Annotated in this window: 22 protein-coding genes; 16 read left to right on the plus strand and 6 right to left on the minus strand. The window is 29.7% G+C overall.

All coding sequences use genetic code 11. From position 1 onward, the window contains the following. Nucleotides 1–534: 534 nt before the first annotated feature. The 3 genes from BEE63_RS15100 (at nt 535) to BEE63_RS15110 (ending at nt 3872) form a co-directional block, all read left to right on the plus strand. Nucleotides 535–1398 carry a DUF1002 domain-containing protein gene (locus BEE63_RS15100; RefSeq protein ID WP_066022178.1) on the plus strand — a complete coding sequence of 288 codons (864 nt, stop codon included), beginning with the start codon at nt 535–537 and terminating at the stop codon, nt 1396–1398. Nucleotides 1399–1618: 220 nt separating this feature from the next. After that, nucleotides 1619–2464 (plus strand): PH domain-containing protein, encoded by an 846-nt coding sequence (locus BEE63_RS15105; protein ID WP_066022179.1) that lies wholly within the window; start codon nt 1619–1621, stop codon nt 2462–2464. 202 nt (nt 2465–2666) lie between these two features. Continuing rightward, nucleotides 2667–3872 carry an MDR family MFS transporter gene (locus tag BEE63_RS15110; RefSeq protein WP_242874932.1) on the plus strand — a complete coding sequence of 402 codons (1206 nt, stop codon included), beginning with the start codon at nt 2667–2669 and terminating at the stop codon, nt 3870–3872. 211 nt (nt 3873–4083) lie between these two features. Here BEE63_RS15110 and BEE63_RS15115 read toward each other — a convergent pair whose 3' ends face one another. Further along, nucleotides 4084–5070 (minus strand): methyl-accepting chemotaxis protein, encoded by a 987-nt coding sequence (locus BEE63_RS15115; protein WP_066022181.1) that lies wholly within the window; start codon nt 5068–5070, stop codon nt 4084–4086. A 573-nt stretch (nt 5071–5643) separates the two neighbouring features. Here BEE63_RS15115 and BEE63_RS15120 point away from each other — a divergent pair. The 7 genes from BEE63_RS15120 to hcp all read left to right on the plus strand — a co-directional run bounded on the left by BEE63_RS15120 (nt 5644) and on the right by hcp (nt 10219). Then, the gene (locus tag BEE63_RS15120; protein ID WP_066022182.1) at nt 5644–6225 is read left to right on the plus strand and encodes an ECF transporter S component; all 582 of its coding nucleotides are present in this window, start codon (nt 5644–5646) and stop codon (nt 6223–6225) included. 198 nt (nt 6226–6423) lie between these two features. Continuing rightward, the gene (locus BEE63_RS15125; RefSeq protein WP_066023254.1) at nt 6424–6957 is read left to right on the plus strand and encodes a sigma-70 family RNA polymerase sigma factor; all 534 of its coding nucleotides are present in this window, start codon (nt 6424–6426) and stop codon (nt 6955–6957) included. After that, on the plus strand, nt 6958–7251 hold the full coding sequence (locus tag BEE63_RS15130) for a hypothetical protein (RefSeq protein WP_066022183.1): 294 nt from the start codon (nt 6958–6960) through the stop codon (nt 7249–7251). It begins immediately after the preceding gene. Beyond that, nucleotides 7252–7527: a zinc ribbon domain-containing protein gene (locus BEE63_RS15135; RefSeq protein WP_066022184.1), complete on the plus strand. Its 276-nt coding sequence runs from the start codon at nt 7252–7254 to the stop codon at nt 7525–7527. It abuts the gene before it with no gap. A gap of 3 nt (nt 7528–7530) precedes the next feature. Then, nucleotides 7531–7956, plus strand: coding sequence for a hypothetical protein (locus BEE63_RS15140; protein ID WP_066022185.1), 426 nt, complete (start codon nt 7531–7533; stop codon nt 7954–7956). Nucleotides 7957–7974: 18 nt separating this feature from the next. Then, nucleotides 7975–8481, plus strand: coding sequence for a GNAT family N-acetyltransferase (locus BEE63_RS15145; protein ID WP_066022186.1), 507 nt, complete (start codon nt 7975–7977; stop codon nt 8479–8481). A 139-nt stretch (nt 8482–8620) separates the two neighbouring features. Then, on the plus strand, nt 8621–10219 hold the full coding sequence (gene hcp / locus BEE63_RS15150) for a hydroxylamine reductase (RefSeq protein ID WP_066022187.1): 1599 nt from the start codon (nt 8621–8623) through the stop codon (nt 10217–10219). Between the two features lie 770 nt (nt 10220–10989). On the opposite strand, the gene BEE63_RS15155 is transcribed toward hcp, so the two are convergent. Together BEE63_RS15155 and yfcE are read right to left on the minus strand one after the other, a co-directional pair. Next, nucleotides 10990–11802 (minus strand): hypothetical protein, encoded by an 813-nt coding sequence (locus BEE63_RS15155; protein ID WP_066022188.1) that lies wholly within the window; start codon nt 11800–11802, stop codon nt 10990–10992. A 53-nt stretch (nt 11803–11855) separates the two neighbouring features. After that, nucleotides 11856–12398: a phosphodiesterase gene (yfcE, locus tag BEE63_RS15160; protein WP_066022189.1), complete on the minus strand. Its 543-nt coding sequence runs from the start codon at nt 12396–12398 to the stop codon at nt 11856–11858. 160 nt (nt 12399–12558) lie between these two features. Between yfcE and BEE63_RS15165 the strand changes: the two genes are divergently transcribed. The 5 genes from BEE63_RS15165 to BEE63_RS15185 all read left to right on the plus strand — a co-directional run bounded on the left by BEE63_RS15165 (nt 12559) and on the right by BEE63_RS15185 (nt 18927). Then, nucleotides 12559–14004: a DEAD/DEAH box helicase gene (locus BEE63_RS15165; RefSeq protein ID WP_066022190.1), complete on the plus strand. Its 1446-nt coding sequence runs from the start codon at nt 12559–12561 to the stop codon at nt 14002–14004. A 50-nt stretch (nt 14005–14054) separates the two neighbouring features. Beyond that, a complete protein-coding gene (locus BEE63_RS15170; RefSeq protein WP_066022191.1) occupies nt 14055–15341 on the plus strand; it encodes a glycosyl hydrolase family 18 protein in 1287 nt (428 codons plus the stop codon). Nucleotides 15342–15560: 219 nt separating this feature from the next. Further along, nucleotides 15561–16643, plus strand: coding sequence for an Ig-like domain-containing protein (locus BEE63_RS15175; RefSeq protein ID WP_066022192.1), 1083 nt, complete (start codon nt 15561–15563; stop codon nt 16641–16643). Nucleotides 16644–16793: 150 nt separating this feature from the next. Continuing rightward, on the plus strand, nt 16794–17207 hold the full coding sequence (locus BEE63_RS15180; protein WP_066022193.1) for a glycosyl hydrolase family 18 protein: 414 nt from the start codon (nt 16794–16796) through the stop codon (nt 17205–17207). Between the two features lie 217 nt (nt 17208–17424). After that, a complete protein-coding gene (locus tag BEE63_RS15185; protein ID WP_066022194.1) occupies nt 17425–18927 on the plus strand; it encodes an Ig-like domain-containing protein in 1503 nt (500 codons plus the stop codon). 138 nt (nt 18928–19065) lie between these two features. Here the strand turns inward: BEE63_RS15185 and BEE63_RS15190 are convergent, their stop codons facing one another. Both BEE63_RS15190 and BEE63_RS15195 read right to left on the minus strand, forming a co-directional pair. After that, nucleotides 19066–20550: a methyl-accepting chemotaxis protein gene (locus BEE63_RS15190; RefSeq protein ID WP_066022195.1), complete on the minus strand. Its 1485-nt coding sequence runs from the start codon at nt 20548–20550 to the stop codon at nt 19066–19068. Between the two features lie 122 nt (nt 20551–20672). Further along, the gene (locus tag BEE63_RS15195) at nt 20673–21098 is read right to left on the minus strand and encodes a putative ABC transporter permease (protein ID WP_081312568.1); all 426 of its coding nucleotides are present in this window, start codon (nt 21096–21098) and stop codon (nt 20673–20675) included. A gap of 238 nt (nt 21099–21336) precedes the next feature. On the opposite strand from BEE63_RS15195, the gene BEE63_RS15200 reads away from it, so the two are divergent. Then, the gene (locus BEE63_RS15200) at nt 21337–22635 is read left to right on the plus strand and encodes an MFS transporter (RefSeq protein WP_066022196.1); all 1299 of its coding nucleotides are present in this window, start codon (nt 21337–21339) and stop codon (nt 22633–22635) included. On the opposite strand, the gene gpmA is transcribed toward BEE63_RS15200, so the two are convergent. Continuing rightward, nucleotides 22575–23312, minus strand: a complete 738-nt coding sequence (gpmA, locus tag BEE63_RS15205; RefSeq protein ID WP_066022197.1) for a 2,3-diphosphoglycerate-dependent phosphoglycerate mutase — start codon at nt 23310–23312, stop codon at nt 22575–22577. The genes BEE63_RS15200 and gpmA overlap by 61 nt on opposite strands. Between the last annotated feature and the right edge of the window lie 68 nt (nt 23313–23380).

Here is a 23380-nt window from a genome sequence, read left to right on the forward strand (position 1 = left end):
ACTCGCTGAAAAGAAGCTCAGACAAATTAAAATTTCTAAGTCTTTTTATAATTTGAAGCAAGTCTTATTGAATTTTATTTAAATTGTTTCCAAAATACTATTACTTCTCTAAAAATAAAAGCAAGGTAAATTTTTCTCCGCTTCACTGCGAAAAATAATATATTAACTTATTTGAAAATCGAATAATATAGATATCAAAGTAAATCTATGTAATTAACACCTAAAATTCCGTAGGTACGGAGGAATTTTTTCCTTGTTTTACTCCAAAAGCGAATTAACATTGATACGTAACGATTTAAAAAAACTCTAATAAATCTTGGTAAAAAAATCATAAAATACTTAGAGTTTTAATTTGTTTGAGCTTTGCGAGTTATTAAAACTCTTAGTATTTTATGATTTTTTTACCTTAGCTTTATAGAATTTTTTTAATGTTACAAATCAATGTTAACTCGCTTTGGATTGTAATTTATAGATTTATTAGGTAATATATATAATAAGTCTATAAATAAGTTTAAAGTGAGGGAGATTTATAATATGAAACTTAAAAGTATAGCAAGTAAATTATTAGTCCTATTTCTTATAGTTACATTAACAGCTGTGGCACCGCTTAATGCCAAGGCTGATGCGTTCATAAGTGTTACACTTGGTGGTGATTTAAATGAGCAGCAAAAAGCGGACATGCTTAAATACTTTGGTGTAACAAAAGATCAAGTGAATGTAATAGAAGTAAATATAGATGAAGAGAAAAAGTATCTTGGAAGTACAGCAACTAGTGCACAAATAGGAACTAAATCAATATCATGTTCTTATGTTGAGCCTACATCAAGTGGAGGAATAGATGTAACTACTAATAACATATATTGGGTTACTTCAGATATGATAAAAAATGCTCTTATTACAGCTGGAATAAGTAATGCAAAGGTTAAGGCTGCAGCACCTTTTAATGTATCAGGTACAGCAGCACTTACTGGAATATTGAAGGGGTTTGAAACTAGTAAGGGTGGAAATAAAATTAGTGAGGCAAGTAAGCAAGCAGCTAATCAAGAGTTAGTAACAACAGGTGATTTGGGGCAGAAAATTGGAAAAGACAAAGCAGCAGGACTTATGAATGAAATAAAGCAGGATGTAGTTAAAAAGAATCCTGATAGTAAGGATGCTACTAAACAAATAGTAAACAATGTAGTAAACAATTATAATTATAAATTGAGTGATGATGATATAAATAAAATAACTGATGCAATGTATAAAATAAGCAAGCTTAATTTAAATTATAGTAAGATAAAAGGACAACTTAATGGTGTTGAAGATAAGTTAAAGGGTACCCTTGAAAGTGACCAGGCAAAGGGATTTTTTAGTAAAGTATGGACTTCAATTAAGAATTTCTTTAGTGGTTTATAAATATAATAAAAAATTATAGTTCCTAATTTCTTAGGAGCTATAATTTTTTTATTACAATATTTTGGTATCATTTGTTGCTTTAGCAATAAATAATACACGAATTTGACTAAAAAGTATATAAAAAGGGTTGAAATGAAAATAATACTAAATTATAATTAAATTTATTAAATAATATTTAATGCTTTATTTAATAAAATTTAAAATGTACTAAGGAGAAAGAATGGGAAAAAAATACGTATACAGGAAGCACTTAAGAAAACCGTCCATAATAATAGGGAGTGTTATGGGGTTTTTTATACTAGTTTATTCATGTTTAGCATTTGCAGTGCTATCATCTTTAGAAAATAAGTTTGATAAAACTGCTGTAATTATTTTTATTTCAATTGGAGTGTTCATGCTTATAGTAATTTCTTTAGAGAATTTAATATTGTATTTTGCCCTGTTTAGGAGATTTAAACGTATAAGTGTGGAATTAACTGATGATTCAATTATATATAATAATTTAAAGGGAACTACGATTATTCCATATTCGGATATAACTAATGTTAGATTTCCATCAATAAGGTATATTGGTGGTTGGGTTAAAATTATATATGGGAAAAAGAATATTAAATTAACAGTTGTTTTAGAAAATATAGGTGATTTAATAACTGAATTAAGAGAAAAATTAAATGAACTCAATAAACAAGATTTGTACAATAATCATAGAATGTTTAAGTTTTATAAGACCAGTAAATACAGCGATGCTAGCTGGAAGAGAATTTATAAATATTTCAAGAAAATGATGATATTTATTGTATGCAACTTCTTTGTAGGATTTGGAATTGCAAGTTTAACACATAAAGATAATGCTAAATTCGGCTTAGGCTTTGCTGGCTTTATGTTGCCATTAATCGCTTATATAATTTGTGAAATAATTTTAGCAAGGAAAGTATCAAAAAAATCTGATGAAGCAAGTTTTTATGTGCCTGAAAGTGATGAAGGTTTTGAAAGAAAAGTATTTAGAAATGGAAGTATAATATATTCAATCATTTATTTGATTTTAGCTTTTTTAGTTGTTAAGTAGCAGATATACAATAGTCTTAGAACGTCATGGTCTTTAGATAAGAACCTATGGCGTTTTTATGTTTGGGTTTTACTTAGTGCAGCACTTAATATATTATGATTTGTGGTATAATGTTAGTATTTTATGCTTGAATTAAGATGCTATTTTACAGGATTATTGAATTTTAATAAACTTACAAAAGTATGGGGGGCTAAAAGTGAACATGTTAAATAATTACAAAGGACTTCCTAGAAGTATATATTTTTTATTTATAGTACAAGTAGTAAATAGATTAGGAGATTTTGTTTTTCCATTTTTATCACTGCTTTTGACACAAAAGCTTCAATTTTCCACAGCTAAAGCGGGAAGTATAGTAATGATTGCTTCGATTGTAGGTATTCCTGCTTCGTTTATAGGAGGAAAATTTGCAGATAAGGTTAGTAGAAAGAAAACTTATATAATTGGACAGGGATTAGCGGCAATATCAATTTTAATTTGTGGGTTTATCAAAATACCAACAGTTACAGTTGTGCTACTAATATCATCAGCTTTTTTTAATGGCTTTGTAAGACCTAGTATGTCAGCCATGGTTGCGGATTTACTTCCAGCAGAAAAAAGGCAGATTGGGTCTTCACTTTTGTATTTAGGTATAAATTTTGGAGTTGCATTGGGACCTATAATAGCAGGATTTTTGTTTAATAATTATCTTTCGTTACTATTTATAGGTGATGCGTTAACTTCATTTATAGCAGTTTCTATAGTATGCATATTTGTAGAAGATACAGAACCATTAAAAATTATTGGCGAAGCTAGAATTGAAGAAAAAGAAGAAGAGGGAAATATTTTTGAGATACTTTTAAAAAGACCATTTATAGTATGCTTTTTTGCTATTGATATAATATATAGTGTAATTTATAGGCAAAGTCTTTTTTCTCTGCCAATTATGATGACAAAGGTATTTGGATATAGTGGTTCTTCTAAGTATGGTTTTTTAATGAGTGTTAATGCCATAACTGTAGTAACTTTAACTGTGTTTATAATGCAAGTTATAAGAAAATTAAGAACTCTTACTAATATGGCAATTGTGGGAGTATTTTATGCTTTGGGCTTTGGAATGATATGCATTATAGGAAAGAACTATCTATTCTTTATAATTTCAACTGTTGTTTGGAGTATAGGAGAAATAATAGCTTCAACTAACTTTGGTGTTTATGTGGCAAATAACAGTCCTAGAAATTGCAGGGCAAGGTTTGGAGCAGTTGGTGAAATTGTATCATCGGCTGGAGCAGCATTAGGAACTTTTGCGGCAGGTAAATACATAGATATTTATGGCATAAATACTGTTTGGATGGCTATTTTTGTTTTAGCACTTATAGGTGGAGCACTTATGCTTGTACTTCAGTATTTTCAGATGGCGGCAAGTAATTAAATTTATAATATATACATTTACATTAAAAGTATGAGGCTGTCGCATTAAATATTGTGAATTAACTTTAGAAAAATTAAGAATTAAGAATTAATGTAGATTTTAGAAAAGAACATTTCCACTGGTGAAAATGAAAGTAGTTATAAGTTTATAAGTTTTTCGTAGTGGAACGGAGAAAAAGTTTTATTAATTCTTAATTCCTAATTTTTAATTCTTAATTTTTTTTTGAAATATTGGTAATTTGCTTTACAGAGTTAGTGATATCAGAATATAACGTTGATTTTTGAGAAGATTGAGAATTTAATTTATTTATCGCATCGCTTACTGTATCACAAGATGTTAGTATATTAGTCATGCTGGTAGAGAGAGTGGTAAAACCATTCTGGGCGCCTTTCATAGATGAATTCATTTTATTTGTTAAGCTTTTAACATTTGTTGATTGATCTAATATTTCATTAAAAGATTGTTGAGTTTTTTCTGCAAAATCAATTCCATCTTTTAATACTTCTCTTGAAGTAGTTATTGAAGAACTTAAATTGTCAACATTATTATGCATTTCGGACATTTTATTGTTTATGCCATCTACCAATTGTTTTGTAGAATCTGCAAGCTTTTTAACTTCTTCGGCTACAACAGCGAAGCCTCGTCCACTTTCTCCAGCTCTAGCTGCTTCTATGGAGGCATTTAGAGAAAGTAAATTTGTCTGATCAGCTATTTCGGCAATATTTTTGGAAAGTTCATTTACAGCATCAAAAGACTTTTTTAAGGCTAAGAATATAGTTAAAAATTCATTTATACTCTGTTCTATACTATTCATTTTTTCTTTCAAGTTAAAAGTTGTATCTTTAGCATTATCTATAGACTTTATTGAGGAATCTATGGTATTTTTTATGTTGTCAGAACTATCTGCAAAAAAGTTGAAATTATCACTGAAATTGTTTAATATATCCGTTATATTAAAAATGCTATTAGAAACTTCATCAAATGCTTTTGACACATCTTGAGTAGATGAAGAGACTGAAAGTTCACTGTCCATAAGATTGGATATTTTTTCTTGTATATAATTTGCATTGTAGTTTATAGATTTGTAATCATTAGTATTGTTTTTAGTAACATTTTTGGGTACAGCAGCATTTTCTCTTGATATTGAATTACTATCTAGTGTGTTTGTTTTGCTTTTTTTTGAAAATATGCTTAACAAGTTAATCACTCCATTCTATTTATTCAAAGATAAAATATTATCGTTGTATGCTTGAAATGATAATGATTTATTTGCTTTTTATGGTCACAAAATGTATATGTCATATTAAATTGTTTTTAAAGCAAATGTCAGCTAAATACGTTTTCAATTTTATATATTAGTGCATAAAGTGTATGAAAATGATTCAGTTTAAATTAATATAAATTATTTGAAATTTTTTAATAATTACCTAAATGCTGTTAAATATAAGCATATCTATATGTGAAACAATAAGTTATATCCCTATTTTGTAAATAATAACAATAATATAATAATAGCACATATTTTTAATATTATATAGTAAATTACATAAAACACTACTGAAGTATTTTGATAGAGAATAACAATTAAAATAAGTTAAAAAGCACAATGTAAACGTTAAACAAGCAATATGTAGCTATATTTGCATATTGAGAATAGAAAGAGAGAATGATAAAATTTTAACGAATAAATATTTTGTATAAAATTTAATTATATAAAATTGAAATTCGACTTGTATCCATAATTAAAGGAATGAGAGCGAGGTAATTTTTAATGATTAAAAAAATTTGTAGACGTAAACTTGAGACTAGAGAAATTACTATGGTAGGGTTACTATTTGCAGTAACTATAGTGTTAGGTGCAACTGGACTTGGATTTTTGCCGGTACCACCGTTTAAGACTACGATAATGCATATACCAGTTATAATAGGTGGCATAGTAGGTGGACCAATTGTAGGAGCTTTTACTGGACTTCTATTTGGTATTTTTAGTATTATACAAGCTATAAATACACCATCTCCGGTATCATTTATATTTATGAATCCTGTGGTTGCTGTGATTCCAAGGATTTTAATAGGAATTGTTTCGTACTATGTTTATAAACTTTTTAAAAGAAAATCTGAGAAATTTGGTATTGTAATTGGTATTGTTGCGGGTTCTTTTACTAATACAATTGGTGTTCTTGCAATGGTTTATATTTTGTATATAAATGCGTATGCAAATGCACTTCATATAAGTTATAGTACAGCAGTAAAGACACTTTTAGCATTAGTTGCAAATGGTTTTTTATCTGCTGCAATGGCACTTGTTATTTCGGTTCCAATAATAATGGTGGTTAAAAAAATACGTAAATAACTAATAACATTTTAAATAGAAACTAGAAATTTTATCTTTTGATGAATTTCTAGTTTTTTTATGCTATGTTTTAAATAGGTGCTAACTTTTACATTATTTTAAAACATAGTTTTTTATAAAATAATGAACTTTTTCTAGGTTAAGTTGTCTTATAAAGTGTAATATTAAAATTAATTTATACCGGGAGGTGAAATGCATTTGGAAGAAAATGAACTTATAAAAAAGGCTCAACAGGGAAACAGCCCTGCATTAAACGTGTTATTTCAAATGCATTATAAAATGCTTTTTGGATTTCTAATTAAAACTACAGGAGATATTAGTTTGTCAGAGGATTTAGTTCAGGAAACTTTGATGAAAGCTGTGCTAAACATAAATAGATTTAAATTCCAAAGTAAATTTTCAAGTTGGCTGATAGCTATAGCACTAAATTTGTACAAAAATCAATTGAAAAGACAAAGTAAATTAAAAACGGAATGTTTACATGATAATCTGAATTTAATGAGTAAAGTTAAACTTGAAGAAACAATAGAAAATAAAATGGAAATAGAAAAAGCTCTTAAGGAACTTCAGAAAATGGGATATGAAAAGAGAGTAACTTTTATACTTAAATATTACTATGGCTACAGTATAGAGGAGATAGGTAGGATAATTAATTGTAGGGGAGGAACTATAAAATCAAGACTTCATAATACAGCAAAGGCACTTAGGAGTATTTTAGGAGGTGATTTATAAATGGACAAATATAAATTCATTGAAGATGATTATTTAGAGAAGATAGGGGCTATAAAGGAAATTGATACTTTAAATATAATAAAAGATGCTAAGGATGTTCAGAATAGAAAAAAACTTAGAGTGCAGGATTTTATATATTGTTTTTTTGCAATGACTGTAATTATATTAGAGTTTTTCATAGCAAGTAGATTTGGAATATTTATATGTTTATTTATAAATTTTATATTGTCATCTATACTACCATTTTTACTGCTGATTAAATTAAAAAATAATGTGAAAGGGGATGTGCTGTAAATGGACATAATGGGATTTTTAATTATATTTTTAGTTATATTTGTATTACTAGGACAATCATTATGGATATATCTTGATGCAAGAGATAGAAAAAGCGAATTTTCTGCATTGTGGGCATTAATGGCATTATTTAGTTTTCCCGTTACTTTTATAATTTATATTATTATGTCAAGGAGTACTTGTCCAAACAGCTTATGCCACAATTGCGGAAAGAGTGTGAAAGAGAGCTGGGTATATTGTCCTTATTGCGGAAAAAAATTTGATAAAGAGGTGTAAGAAATGAATATATTTAAAAAGCATAAGTTTGTGTGGGTATGTTTTATTATAGTTGTATTTTTGCTAACGGTTTTTGTTTGTAATATAGATAATAATAGTAAAAATGCTTTCTTTCAGGTTGGAGCAATTGAGAGTTCGGGAATGCATAAGTATGACTTAAAATATTTTTATCTTAATGGAAATAGAAGTAAAGTTATTAAATTGAAGACAAATGAACAAATAAATATTGAGTATTCATCAATAGTAAAAGCAGGGAAGCTAAAAATTTTGTTTCTAGATCCATCTGGGAAGGTTATAAAAAATTTATTGGTGGATAATAGTGGAGCTTTTAAATATACAGCTAAAAGGGAAGGAAAGTACTCATTACAAATTACTGCAAGGAAAACTAGGGGACAGTTTAATTTAGATTGGGATACAAAAAGTAAATGAATATTAAAGGAGATTTAAATGGAATTTATAAAAGCAACTTATTCGGATATTGATAAAATAATGAAAATTATAGGAGAGGCACAGGCTTATTTTAAAGAAAAGGAAATTGATCAATGGCAAAATAACTATCCTAATTTTGAAACTATAAAAAATGACATTGAAAATGAAAATTCATTTGTTTTACTGAGAAATAATATTGTAGTTGGTACTGCAATGATTTCTTTTGAAGGAGAAAAAACTTATGATATTATTTATGATGGCAAGTGGCTTACTAATGAGAAATTTGCAGTAATTCATAGAATAAGTGTTGATGTAAATTGTAAGGGAGAAGGGCTAGCCTCCATAATTATAAAAAATGTAGAAAAAATGTGCTTGAATAAAGGGGTACATAGCATAAAGGTAGATACACATAAGGATAATTTGTCTATGCAAAAGCTGTTAAGTAAAAATGGTTTTAAGTACTGCGGAATAATTCATTTGAAGGACAAAAGTGAGAGGATGGCTTTTGAAAAAGTTTTGTTTTAAATATGTATAAAAAAGTATTTATTAGCAGCAAATTTTTAATTTATTTTCACACAGTAACAATTGTTACCGAATTAAGTTTATAACAATAATATAATCTAACCATAGCAAAGAAAAAAATTATTTTGTGGAGGTAGATTAAATGAGCATGTTTTGTTATCAATGTCAGGAAACAGCAGGTTGTAAGGGATGTACCGTAAGAGGAGTTTGCGGAAAAACTGAAGATTTAGCTAAAAAGCAGGATTTATTAATATATACTTTAAAGGTTGTATCTTTATATAATGTAGAAGCAAGAAAATTAGGTTTAGTAAATAAAGAGATAGACAATTTTATAATTGATGGTCTTTTTGCAACAATAACTAATGCAAATTTTGATGAAGGTGTGTTTACTGAAAGAATTGAAAAGGGAATTCAGTACAAAGAAGAATTAAAGAAACAATTAACAGTAGAAGGTGCAAATGCAGAGCTTAATGAAAAACCTGAGGCAGTTGGAGTACTTTCAACTGAAAATGAAGACATAAGATCTTTAAGGGAATTATTAACTTATGGAGTTAAAGGTATAGCTGCATACTTAAAACATGCACGTAATTTAAATTACGAAGATGATAATATAAAAGGCTTCATGTCAAAAGCTTTAGCAGCAACTTTGGATGATACATTAGGAGCAGACGAATTAGTTGCATTAGCTTTAGAGTGTGGTAAATATGGCGTAGATGCAATGGCACTTTTAGATAAGGCTAATACAGAGACTTTTGGAAATCCAGAAATAACAAAGGTTAATATAGGAACTAGAAATAATCCTGGAATTTTAATAAGTGGACATGACTTAAAGGATATAGAAGAGCTTTTGAAACAGACAGAAGGAACAGGAGTAGACGTTTATACTCACGGCGAAATGCTTCCTGCAAATTACTATCCAGCATTTAAAAAGTACAGTCACTTTGTTGGAAACTACGGAAATGCATGGTGGAAACAGAATGAGGAATTTGAAAGCTTCAATGGACCAATACTTATGACTACAAACTGTATCGTTCCTCCAAAAGCTTCTTATATAGATAGAATATACACAACAGGGGTAACGGGTTATCCAGGAGTAAAGCATATTGAAGATGGCGAGCCAAAAGATTTTTCAGCAATAATTGAGCAGGCTAAAAAATGTGCGCCACCAACTGAAATAGAAAGAGGAGAAATAGTAGGAGGTTTTGCACATAATCAGGTTATAGCTTTAGCTGATAAAATTGTAGAAGCCGTTAAATCAGGAGCTATTAAGAGATTTTATGTAATGGCAGGCTGTGATGGAAGAGCAAAGAGCAGAAACTACTACACAGAATTTGCAGAAAAACTTCCAAAGGATGCAGTTATACTTACAGCAGGTTGTGCTAAGTATAAGTATAATAAGTTGAACCTTGGAGATATAGGTGGAATTCCAAGAGTACTTGATGCAGGACAATGTAATGATTCATATTCATTAGTTGTAATAGCGCTTAAACTTAAAGAAGTATTTGGACTTTCAGATATAAATGAACTTCCTATAGCATACAACATAGCATGGTATGAGCAAAAAGCTGTAATAGTATTACTTGCATTATTATATCTTGGTGTTAAAAACATTCACCTTGGACCAACACTTCCAGCATTTTTATCACCAAATGTAGCTAAAGTTCTTGTTGATAACTTTGGTATTGGTGGAATAACTAATGTAGATGATGACATAAAGATGTTCGAAAATCTTGGGAAGTAACAGTATTTTGAAACATTAAATAAAGTTCATAAGACTAAGCCCCAAATTATAAAAAAGCCTAAGAAGTTTCAATAACTCGCTGAAAAGAAGCTCAGACAAATTGAAATTTCTAAGGCTTTTTACAATTTGGGGCAAAGTCTTATTGAGCTTTATTTAAACAGTTTCCAAAATACTGTTACTTCCCATGGGGTAAAGGAAAGGAGGATTTTCTTCCGCTTCGCTGCGGAAAATCTAAATTAAAAGTTTATACATAGTTAAGATTTTAATAATGAAAAGCCTAAGAAGTTTCAATAACTCGCTGAAAAAAAGCTCAGACAAATTAAAATTTCTAAGTCTTTTCATTATTTGGGGCAAAGTCTTATTGAGTTTTATTTAAATTGTTTCGAAAACACGGTTACTTTCCATGGGGGAAGGCAAGGAGGATTTTCTTCCGCTCCGCTGCGGAAAATCTGGGAAGTTGCACTTCTATATTGTAAAGGGTGTGTTGACATTGCTTCGCTCGTCAGGGGATTTACCTGCGGTAACGGATGATACTTTATTTAATGGTTAAAACAGTTTGCATTAAAAATTCCGTAGGCACGGCATTATAGATCAATGTCAATATTTTAGACATATCAAAGAAATGAAACGGTATATAATATATTAACAACGCTTAAAAAGATTAAACTGTGAAAAGCTAATTCTTTATTGAATAGAAGTAAGCTTTTCGCAGTTCTATTCAATAAAGAATTAGCTTATTATACTATACAAATAGTTTAATAAGTTTAGAATTAAGGAAATGTTATACGTTTTGCCATTAGTGAAGCAGAATACTTAATGTACTTTTTATTGATTTCCTTACCAAATGCTTTTGGTAGGTAGCAAAAATTATGTGAAGTCATTACTTTTATTAAAAATGCATATTCTTCATCAGTTGGGGTAATGATTTCAGACAACCGCTTTTGGGAAGTAAATAACATGATAGTTATATCTTTTTTATCACAAACATCGAAATTTACGTAATAATACTCTTTAGCAGATTGTAATGAATCATAAATAGATTCGTTGTTGCTAAAGTAAAATTCGTGGCATATTTCTGAATATACTATATTTTTAGTTGCATTTATAAATAATTCAGCAACCTCCAAAGCTTCTTTTACTTCGTTTTTTTTAGGTATTGTATATTCATGTTCAAGTTTATTTCTTAATAATCTAATTTTTGATACTAAAAATGATGGCGCTATATCCATAGCTTGTACAAATTTTAATTTAAAGGGTGTATCATAAAGAAATTCATTTTCTAACTCATATTCATTAATTATAATATCGATATTAGGATAAACTTTTGAATTAAATTCGGAATATTTGTATCCTAAATATTCTAGTATCCAATCAACTTGGCAATCTATTGCTCTTTTAGCATTGCTTAAAGCATTAATCATTCCTTGTTTATTTGTGCAATAGTAATCTTTTTTAGCAAAATCTAAAAACTCTGTTGGAGAAATGTCGAATTTATCTTCATCATCATATGATCTAGAGTCAGACGAAACAAAAAAGTTTGACCAATTAATTTTTGATTCCTGTAATAGATTATTCAATTTCATTTGTATCACCTTGTAGAAAAAATTTGCAATTTAATAAGATGCCATATGAGTTTTTATATTTCCAGTGTCATAAATACATTCCCATCTAAATCCTTAATTTGAAATAAGTTATCCTCAAGTACAGCATAAGAATGTGGACTATTTCCTTTAGGAATAGATATAGATCCTGGATTTATTATAAATATACCATCCTTTTCCTTGGCAACAGGAATATGAGTATGGCCATATAATAAAACGTCACCTTTACTGAGTTTTGGCATATTTTCTTCTCCATATATATGTCCATGGGTTAAGAACAATCTTCTATCCTTATATAGTATTGTTGAGTAAGTTGACATTATAGGAAAGTCAAAAACCATTTCATCAACTTCACTGTCACAGTTTCCTCTTATGGCAATTATTTTATCACTATATTCATTTAAAAGGTTAGTCACTTTTTTAGGATTATAGCCTTCTGGAAGATCATTTCTAGCACCGTGATAAAGTTCATCTCCTAAAATAACTATGTAACTGGCTTTTTCAGCTTTAAATCTATTTATAGCCTTCTCAAGATAATAAAATGAACCGTGTATATCAGACATAAAAAATATTTTCATTGCTAATCACGCTCCTTATAATATAGAACCCTCTTAATTATATATTCTATTTATTTTGAAATTTTGTGTCAATAATAAGAATATTAAATTTGTTTATTAAGTGATATACTACTTTATGTACAAAATAGAAAACATAATTGAGAAACACGAGGTAAATATAATGAGTGAATTAAGTTTTAAAGATTTAGGATTAAGTGAAGAAATTTTAGAGGCTATAGAAAAATTAGGATATAAGAGGCCATCTGAAGTTCAAAGAAAAGTTATTCCATTAATTCTTAAAAATAAAGATATAATTACAAAAGCACAGACTGGAAGCGGCAAGACAGCTGCATTTGCTATACCTATATGTGAGAAAATAGAGCTTGAAGAAAAACTGCCGCAGGTACTTGTTCTAGCACCGACAAGAGAACTTGCATATCAAATAGAACAGGATTTTTCGTACATTGGAAAGTTTAAAAGGCTCAGATGTGTAAGCATATTTGGTAAAGAACCTATATCGGGTCAAATAAGGGAACTCAAGCAGAGAGTTCATATTGTGGTTGGAACTCCAGGAAGAGTGCTTGACCATCTTGAAAGGGGAACTTTAAACACAGAAAAAATAAAGTATCTTGTAATCGATGAAGCAGATGAAATGCTTAATATGGGGTTTATAGAACAGGTAGAAAGTGTATTTAGTAAGCTTCCAGAGAATAAAAATACCTTTCTTTTTTCAGCAACTTTGCCCGAAGAAATAATAAGACTATCAAAGAAGTATATGAAAGATATTATTAATATAGAAATTAAGTCTAAGAGTTCAGTTCAGGATAGAATAAATCAAACTTATTATGAAATAGAAAGCAAAGATAAATTTAGTTTGCTACAAAAAATAATATATAAGGAGCTGCCAGAAAGTGCAATAATCTTTTGCAGAACAAAGCAAAATGTAGAGGATGTTACTCTAAAAATGAAAGATAGAGGGTATTCATGTAAGGCAATACACGGTGGAATGCTGCAGGCAGATAGAATTGAAGTTATGAATGAGTTTAAAAGAGGAAAATTCACATTTTTGGTAGCTACAGATGTGGCAGCTAGGGGTATTGATGTGGAAAAGGTTACGCATGTTATAAATTATGATATACCTATGGAAAAAGAGAGTTACATTCATAGAATAGGCAGAACAGGACGTATAGGAAATAAAGGCAAGGCTATAACTTTTGTTACTTCAAAGGAAAAAAGATTTTTAACAGAAATTGAAGAGGAATTTTCTTTGAGTATTGAAGAAGGAGAAGTTCCTACAAAAGAGGAATTAGAGCAGGGAAAGAAAACATTCAATAATAGTTTTAAGAATTCAGCAAGTGAAAAGCATGACAAAGGTGAAAAGCTTAATGAAGCTGTTACAAAATTGTATTTGAGTGTTGGAAAGAAAAAGAAGATAAGGCCGGGAGACATAGCAGGAACTATATCAAGTATAGAAAATGTAAATCCAGAAGATGTAGGTATAATTGATATACATGATAATTTTTCTTATGTAGAGATACTGTCCAATAAGGGAAATATAGTTTTTGATGGACTTAAAAATAAAACTATTAAAGGCAAAAAAGTAAGGGTAGAGAAAGCACAAAAATAGGTAAAGCTGAATATAATGATTAATGGTAATATTTTTAAGAGGTAAAATAGTTGAGAATATATGTAGTTAAGCCTTCAGACAATGTTTACAGCATAGCTAGAAGATTTGGCGTTACTCCCCAAAGTATAATAGAAGCTAATAATCTTCAAAATGCTCAGCTGGTTGTAGGGCAAACTCTTGTAATTCCAAGTACAGAAATATCATATAGAGTAAAACCTGGAGAGAACTTGTGGTCTATTGCACAAAAATTCAAGGTTTCTGTGAATAGCATTGTGGAGCTAAATGGTATTCAGAATCCATCACAGGTTTATCCAGGGCTTATTATAAGAATACCAGAAAATGCAAAGAACTATGGAACCATAGAAGTAAATGCTTTTATTCAGCCATCAAACCCTGAAAAGGAAAACGAAGTGTTAAGTGGCACTATAGGATATCTTACTTATCTTACACCATTTAGCCATCATGTAACTGCGGATGGAGGTCTTACTCCTCTTGATGATGAAAATTTAATAAATCAAGCTGAAAAAAATGGTGTGAAGCCTATGCTTTCAGTTACAAATATAACAGGAACTACGGGTTCAAATTTTGATAGTGACTTAATAAGCAGCATATTAAACAGCAGCTCACTTCAAAATACTTTAATAAACAATATATTGAATATGATAAAAAGTAAAGGATATTACGGCGTCGTAGTTGATTTTGAGAGAATCCCACCGGTAGATAGGCAGAAATACAATGATTTTTTGAGGAAGCTTGTAGCAGCACTTCATCCTAACTATCTTGTGGCGACGGCACTTGCACCAAAGACATATGACATTACTACAGGTTCATGGCACGGAGCTCATGATTATAAGGCACATGGCGAAATTGTGGATTTTGTAATAATAATGACTTATGAGTGGGGTTGGTCTGGCGGGCCACCAATGGCCGTCGCTCCAATAAATGAAGTCGAAAAAGTAATAAGATATGCAGTAAGCGTTATACCACCTTCAAAGATAATGATGGGAATGCCTCTTTATGGTTATGATTGGACGCTTCCATATGTGCCTAAAGGGGAGTTTGCAGAAACCATAGGAAATGATGAAGCCATACAGAGAGCAGGAAAATATGGAGCACAAATAAAATATGATGAGAAGTCACAGTCACCTTATTATAATTATATAGATGCAGATAGAAGGCAGCATGTTGTTTGGTTCGAAGATGCTAGAAGTGTAGAGGAGAAGTATAAACTTGTTGTTAGATATGGTCTTAGGGGAGTAAGTTACTGGGTATTAGCAAGATCTTTTGTTCAAAATTTTAGAGTTCTAAATAATATGTTTAATATAAAAAAACTATAAATGTGTACTATTCATGAAAGCAACTAAATTTTTGAGCTATTTATTTGAGTCTGGTTCAAGTTTTGTGCTTTGCACTGATAATCAAATTGTATATTGTATGGGCACCTGATTAGGTTCAGATGCTTTTTTTTTATTATTTCCACTAAACCTATATTATTACATAACGATAATAATATTGTTTACGAATAAAATAATATATATTTTGGGGTGAATAATAAAATGAGGAAAAAATTTAAATTTATTGGATTATTTTTATGTGCATTTTTTGTAGCAGCTTCAGTTATGTTTAGTGGTGATAGTAATAAGGTATTTGCTGATGATAACTTTCAAATTGGAACAGCTAATTTTAATGGTACTGCTGAAAATAGTGCTAAAGTTGGAGATATTAATTTCAATAATCCTGAAATAGGTTGGAAAAGATTTGATGATACTAATTCCCAAATTACATATACTAGCGGATGGAAAAACCATGATTGGCAGGAATGCTATGATGGGACGGAAACTTATACTGATACTCCGAATATAGTTAAAAAAGTATCATTTTCATTTCGTGGAACTAAATTTAGGATTATAGGCAATAAGCATCCAACTTACAATTCGACTGTTAGCGTTACTATAGATGGAGTAAAGGTTGATACCTATAATCCATATGCTTCCTCAACACAAAGACAGGTTTTATTATATAACTATGAGTCTAATAAGCCTATGGCAAACCATAGTGTTGTTTTACAATTTGATACAGCAACTGCAAATGCTGAAATTGATGCTATTGATATAGATTCTACAGGCAATCTAAATAAAGAATCTATATCATTAGGCAAGACAACAGATTCTTTAAATGTTGGACAAACTGATATTTTAACAGCAACAGTAACACCTGATGATACAACTAATAAAGCTGTAAAATGGACAAGTAGTGATGAAAGTGTAGCAACAGTAGATGAAAATGGAAAGGTAACAGCAGTAAAAGCAGGAACTGCTACGATAACAGCAACAACTACGGATGGAAGTAATTTAAGTAAGTCATGTGTAGTTACAGTAACACAGCCATATACTCCGCCAGTTGTCACTGGAAATAGAGCAACATTAACATTATATATGGTTAATGGAAGTACAAAGCAGTATGATTTATCAAAAGATGAATTAAACAACTTCTTAAATTGGTATAACGGAATGACAAATCCACTATCTGCTCAATGCTATGTATTTAATGTTCCAGTAGTTGGATCATATGTAACAAATAAAGATTATATACCATTTAATAAAATAGATGATTTCAAAGTTCAAGAGTATACAAAATAATTATTAAGATAGGCACTGGTAGAAATACTGGTGCTTATTTTATACATATGAGAATGTGAGGACATGCATAGATAAAAAGGAACTAGCCCTAGATGGCTAATTCCGTTACGTTTTATATGCTATTATTTATTTTGGTCTGGCGGGCCACCAATGGCCGTCGCTCCAATAAATGAAGTCGAAAAAGTAATAAGATATGCAGTAAGCGTTATACCACCTTCAAAGATAATGATGGGAATGCCTCTTTATGGATATGATTGGACACTTCCGTATGTGCCTAAAGGGGAGTTTGCAGAAACCATAGGAAATGATGAAGCAATACAAAGAGCAGGAAAATATGGAGCACAAATAAAATATGATGAGAAGTCACAGTCACCTTATTACAATTATATAGATGCAGATAGAAGGCAGCATGTTGTTTGGTTTGAAGATGCTAGAAGTGTGGAGGAGAAGTATAAACTTGTTGTTAGATATGGTCTTAGAGGAGTAAGTTACTGGGTCTTAGCGAGATCTTTTGTTCAAAATTTTAGAGTCTTAAATAATATGTTTAATATAAAAAAACTATAAATGTGTACTATTTATGAAAGCAACTAAATTTTTGAGTTATCTATTTGAGTCTGGTTCAAGTTTTGTGCTTTGAACTTATAATCAATTGTATATTGTATGAGCACCTGATTAGGTTCAGATGCTTTTTTTTATATTTCCACTAATTATATATTATTACATAACGATAATAATATAGGTATTAAACCAAATTAATACATAAATTTAGGAGGGAATATGAATGAGAAAAAAGTTTAAAGCTACATTAGTAGTATTTTTAGTTGTTGTTTTGGGATGCTTTTCACAGGTATTTGCTGAAAGTAATAAAAATGCAAAATTGCTTGATAATACTTCAATAGGTGCTGGTAGTAATACACAAAATGAAGAAGTTGATCAATATACAAAATTATTAATGCATATGGATGATGGCAAATTTAAAGATGAATGTGGTCATACGATTATTAATAATGGTGTTACAGTAGATACAAGTAATAAGAAATTTGGCAATAGTAGTGCTTATTTTAATGGTAATTCTGGATTAGATATTCCATGCACATCTTCCGAATTTAATTTTGGTAATAAAGATTTTACAATTGATTTTTGGTTTTCCTTACCATCATTTTCTGGAAATAAATATTTCGTATCTTTTAATTCAGATTTGTCATTTGCAATAGCAACATCAAATATAGTAAGTAATGGATTATGGGTGGGTATTGGTAATGGTTCGTCATGGACATATGGTATGGAAACTGGAGAAAATAGTGTTTCTTTTAATACATGGCATCATTTTGCTCTTGTAAGAAAAGACTCATCACTTTCAATATATTTGGATGGTACTAATATAAAGACTTTAAATATTGGAACTGTAAATATTCTAAATCCTAATTCAAAAATAACAATTGGTTATGCACCTTGGTTTTCATCTCATTTGACTGGAAATATAGATGAATTTAGAATAAGTAATATAGCGAGATGGACTTCTAATTTTACTCCTCCAACTAATTCATATAATAATGTATTAGCAACAGGAATAACATTAAACAAAACTACGGATTCACTAACATTAGGGCAAACAGGAAATACAGACCAGTTAACAGCAAAAGTAACACCTGATGATACAACTAATAAAGCTGTAAAATGGACAAGTAGTGATAAAAGTATAGCAACAGTAGATGAAAACGGAAAGATAACAGCAGTAAAAGAAGGAACAGCAACAATTACAGCAACTACACAGGATGGAAGTAATTTAAGTTCATCATGCACAGTGACAGTTGCAGGGGCTACTACTATATCCTTGAATAAAACATCTGACTTAATAGATATAGGGGGAAATGATACCCTAACAGCAACTGTTAATCCAGCTAACATAGGAGTAACATGGAGTTCAAGTGATAGTTCTATTGCAACTGTTGATGCAAATGGAAATGTTAAAGGAATAAGCGCAGGTACTGCTGTGATAACGGTAGCTACAGCAGATGGAAAAAAAGTTTCATGTACAGTTACTGTAAAAGATCAGGAACCAAGCAAATCTAAATTAACATTATATATGAATGATAAAACTATAAGAGAATTTTACTTAACACAAGATGAAATTGATGCTTTTATAGATTGGTATAATTCAAAGAGCGCAGGTGATGTAACTGTACAGCCATATTATGTATTTAATGTATCTGTACCAGGAAAATCATCAACTAAGAAATCATATGTATGGTTTATGAAAATAGAGAATTTTGAAGTAGAATAATACAAAATAAATATTAAGATGGGCACTGGTAGAAATACTGGTGCTTATTTTATACATATGAGGAGATGAGGGATATGCATAGATAAAAAGGAACTAGCTCTAAATGGCTAATTCCTTACACTTTAAAAATATACTCTGTTATTTTTTAGATATAGCTATAAGCTTTTGATTAATGTCATATATTTTATTCATGGAATTAATAATTTCTTTTATATTTTCATCTTGTTGTTCTGTATTTGCAAGAATTTCTTCTGAAGCAGAAGCGTGCTCTTCGGAAACACTGGATAGAAAGTTTATCTCATTATCAATATTTTTAAAGAGATTAGATATATTCGATATCATTTTATTCTGATCAACTATATATCCTTTATTTTGCTTAAAAGAATAATTAATAGAATTAAATTTATTTACAATTTCATAAATGATATCAAAACATTCTGAAGAATCAGCATTGCCTTCTTTTACCTTGTCCAAATTTTCTTTAGTAGTTAAATTTATTTCTTTTATAATTTTTTCTATATTAGATATCATAGCTGTACTGTTATTGGCTAGTTTTCCTATTTCATTTGCTACAACTCTAAAGCCTTTACCACTTTCACCTGCTCTTGCAGCTTCTATATTAGCATTTAGCGCAAGTAAATTTGTTTCATCAGCTATACTTCTTATAGTAGAAAGGAAAACATTTATTTTATCAATGTTTTTTTGAAGCTTTGTTGCAGTAGTGAGTGATGAATTTACAGCGGTTTTTAAAGCTTTTATTTTATTATTAAGATTATTTATATCATTTGTACCAGCATCAACATCCTTACTCATTTCTATTTCTAGTTTCTTAATATTATCTGAAAAACTTTTAATTTTGACTGTTCCATCGCAAATATTTTGCATATGAGAGGTTACATTGTAAATGCTTTTAGCTTCTTCAGTTATCCCGGTTGCAGTTTCACTTATAGCTTGGGTTATTTCTTCACTCGATTTTTTCAATTCATCTAGATGCGAATCAAAGACAATTAAATTTTCATCAAGAACATTTGAGGTCTTTAAAATTACATTCATTGAGCTATCTAAGCCATTTAACAATTTATGACTTCCTTGCTTTTCTGCATTTAAGGAAACAATTAAGGAGTTTGCCCACTTTGTTAAAAAGTACAGCATAATCACAATAGAATTAATAATTATTAGTGTGTTTAAAAATATCAGTAAATTTGAATTACTTCCTAGAAGCTTTCCAGGAGAAATAATATATAAAATTATCCATGCAATGTTAAATAGTATTCCATGAATTAATATAGGCTTTTCTTTAAAATACATAGAAACAATTACGATGCTTATAAAGAAGCAAGAAAAAATAGATAAATTTAAAGTTCTATCTAAATAAGTTACTATAGATGCTGCTGAAAGTAATAAAATTCCGTAACTTATGGCTTTAATTTCAGCTTTAACGTTAAGCTTGTATATTAAAAGTGATATAATTTCAACTGGAATAGACTCATATAAAGCCTTTACGCCAATCTTTGAATCTCCACAAATAAATGCACATATAACATATGCCAATAAAAATAATGATACAACAATAAAATTAACTGAATCGACATTTCTAAAATTGTAGTCAACTTTTTTATCCATATTTTCAATTCACTATTTTAGATTAAATAATGAATTGTTCACCTCTCTTGTTAAAATACTAAATCACATAAGGTTTTATAGCACATTATATGATTTAGTATTTTATCGTAATTGAATATTAATTACGAACTTGATTGTTCTGCAAAGGTAGAAATTTTTATAAGAGCATCATGAAGCTTTTCAAAAAGTAAACCTGCTATCATCCAGTAAGGAAAATAATCTAATCTCGTTATTCCTTGAATTGTAAATGGACCAGCACTGTAGCACCATGGACATGTTCCTAATATAAAACGTAAAATAGATCCGGTTATATATTCTCCAATAATAATTAAGGTTGAATAAATTCCTCCTCTCACTAGAATAGGTAAATGTCTTATATTATCATGAACTGGTTCCAAAAAAATGGCTAACCCATATATTAAAAACATCCATATATTTGTCCATGCACGTAAAGTGACATCTCCGTTTAGCATAGAACCTAATCCCGTCCATATGATTTCTACACACCAGCCTGCAATACCGTATAATATAAATCTTAAAATTTTCATAAAATTAGTTTGCCTACATTGTTTAAAAATATTCACAGCTATAAAAAAAGTATTGCAATATTATATTATGCATCTAAATCTTTTTTGGGAAATTATTGGTTTCAATATTTTACATAAGCTTAACGTAATCATAATACACAGAGGATATAATTAATAACATTAAGAAATATATTTAAATAACAGTGGGGCTATAATATAGCGCTGCTAAAATTTTTAAATTAATGGGGTGAGGTATCCTATGAATAAATATAATAAAATAGAAAAGAGCTGGATAATGTACGATTGTACTATTTCAACCTACAGCATGATAATTATAACAACTATACTGCCTATATATTTTAGAATGGTATTAAAAAATGCAGGGGGAACAGAGGCCATGTCAACAGCCTATTGGGGTTATTCAAATTCTGTAGGAAGACTTTTAATAGCTCTTGCAGCACCAGTACTTGGTACTATAGCGGATTATATGGGATATAAAATGAAGTTTTTTAAAGTGTTCTGTATTATAGGAATAGTTTTTACTGCGCTTCTTTCAATAGTTCCAGATTCGGCAATAGTACTTCTTATTGCAGTATTTATAATAAGTACTATTGGAAATGCGGGAAGCAATGTTTTTTATGATGCGTTTTTAGTTGATGTAACGCCTAAAAATAAAATGGATATGGTTTCATCAATTGGATATGCAGCAGGATATCTTGGAAATATAATGGCTTTTGCAATATGCATGAGTATAGTTATATTGGCACAGCTTCATGTAATTCCAATATCAATTATGACAGCTTGTAAAATAACTTTTGTGATAACTGCTGTGTGGTGTGCAATATTTTCGTTTCCTATAATTAAAAATGTAAAACAGGTTTATGGAATAGAAAAAGAGCCTAAGGTATTAAAAAGTAGTATAAAAAGATTAATATCAACATTTAAAAATATAAGTGAGTATAAAAATTTAATGATTTTTTTAGCAGCATATTTCTTTTTTATAGATGGTGTAAATACTATCATAACGATGGCAACATCTTTTGGTTCAGATCTTGGTATAAATTCAACAACTCTTTTAATTATACTTCTATGTACTCAATTTGTTGCTTTTCCATGTGCAATTATATTTGGTAAGCTTTCAGAAAAGTTTAAAGGTAAAACAATGCTTTATGTTGGAATAATAATTTATTCAATAATTTGTGTATATGCGAATTTTATTCATAATGCTGCTGGTTTCTGGATATTAGCAATGATGGTAGGTACTTCTCAGGGTGGAATACAGGCACTCAGCAGATCGTATTTTGGGAAGCTTGTACCAAAAGAAAAAAATAATGAATTTTTTGGATTTTTTAATATATTTGGAAGATTTGCTTCAATTTTAGGACCACTTATTGTTGGCGTAGTTACCCAAATTACAGGCAAATCTACCAATGGGGTGTTTAGTATTTTAATTTTATTTGTTGTTGGAGGAATAATACTTATTAATGTTAAAGATGCTCAAAATGATGATAGTGAAGGAAATTTGATAGCTTCAACTTTACCATCTATACCTAAGTAGTATCTTGAAATTGGTTTTAAATCCTCATTAAGTTCATAAACTAGCGGAATTCCTGTAGGTATATTTAAATTTGCAATGCCATCACTTGGGATATCATCAAGATATTTTACAAGAGCTCTTAGTGTGTTTCCATGGGCTGCAATTATGACGTTTTTATTTTGTTTTATTGAAGGAGCTATGGCCTCATCCCAGTATTCAAGTACTCTTTTTTCAGTATCTTCAAGATTTTCAGTAAGTGGGAGTTCTGATTCACTTAAAGAAATGTATTTTTTTTCATTACCGGGATATCTTTTATCAGATTTTTCTAGTGCAGGTGGTTTTACGTTGGTGGATCTTCTCCAGAGTAAAACCTGCTTTTCCCCATATTTTGATATTGTTTCATCCTTATTTAGTCCTTGAAGAGCACCATAATGTCTTTCATTTAATTTCCATGATTTATAAACAGGTATCCATAAAAGATCCATGTCATAGAGAATTATTTGAATGGTTCTTATTGCTCTTTTAAGCACGGAGGTGTAAGCAATATCAAAGGTATAACCGTTCTTTTTTAATATCATACCAGCGTAACCGGCTTCAGTAACTCCATCAACTGATAAGTCAACATCAGTCCATCCAGTGAATTTATTTTCTCTATTCCATTCACTTTGTCCATGCCGTATTAAAACTAATTTTTTCATAAATATTACTCCTTTTCTTCTCTTAAAAATATTGCGAAGCAAGTTGGGTGGTTTTCATCGTTTTTATT

It is taken from the genome of Clostridium pasteurianum, from assembly GCF_001705235.1.
In the GTDB taxonomy this organism is placed as follows: Bacteria; Bacillota; Clostridia; order Clostridiales; family Clostridiaceae; genus Clostridium_S; species Clostridium_S pasteurianum_A.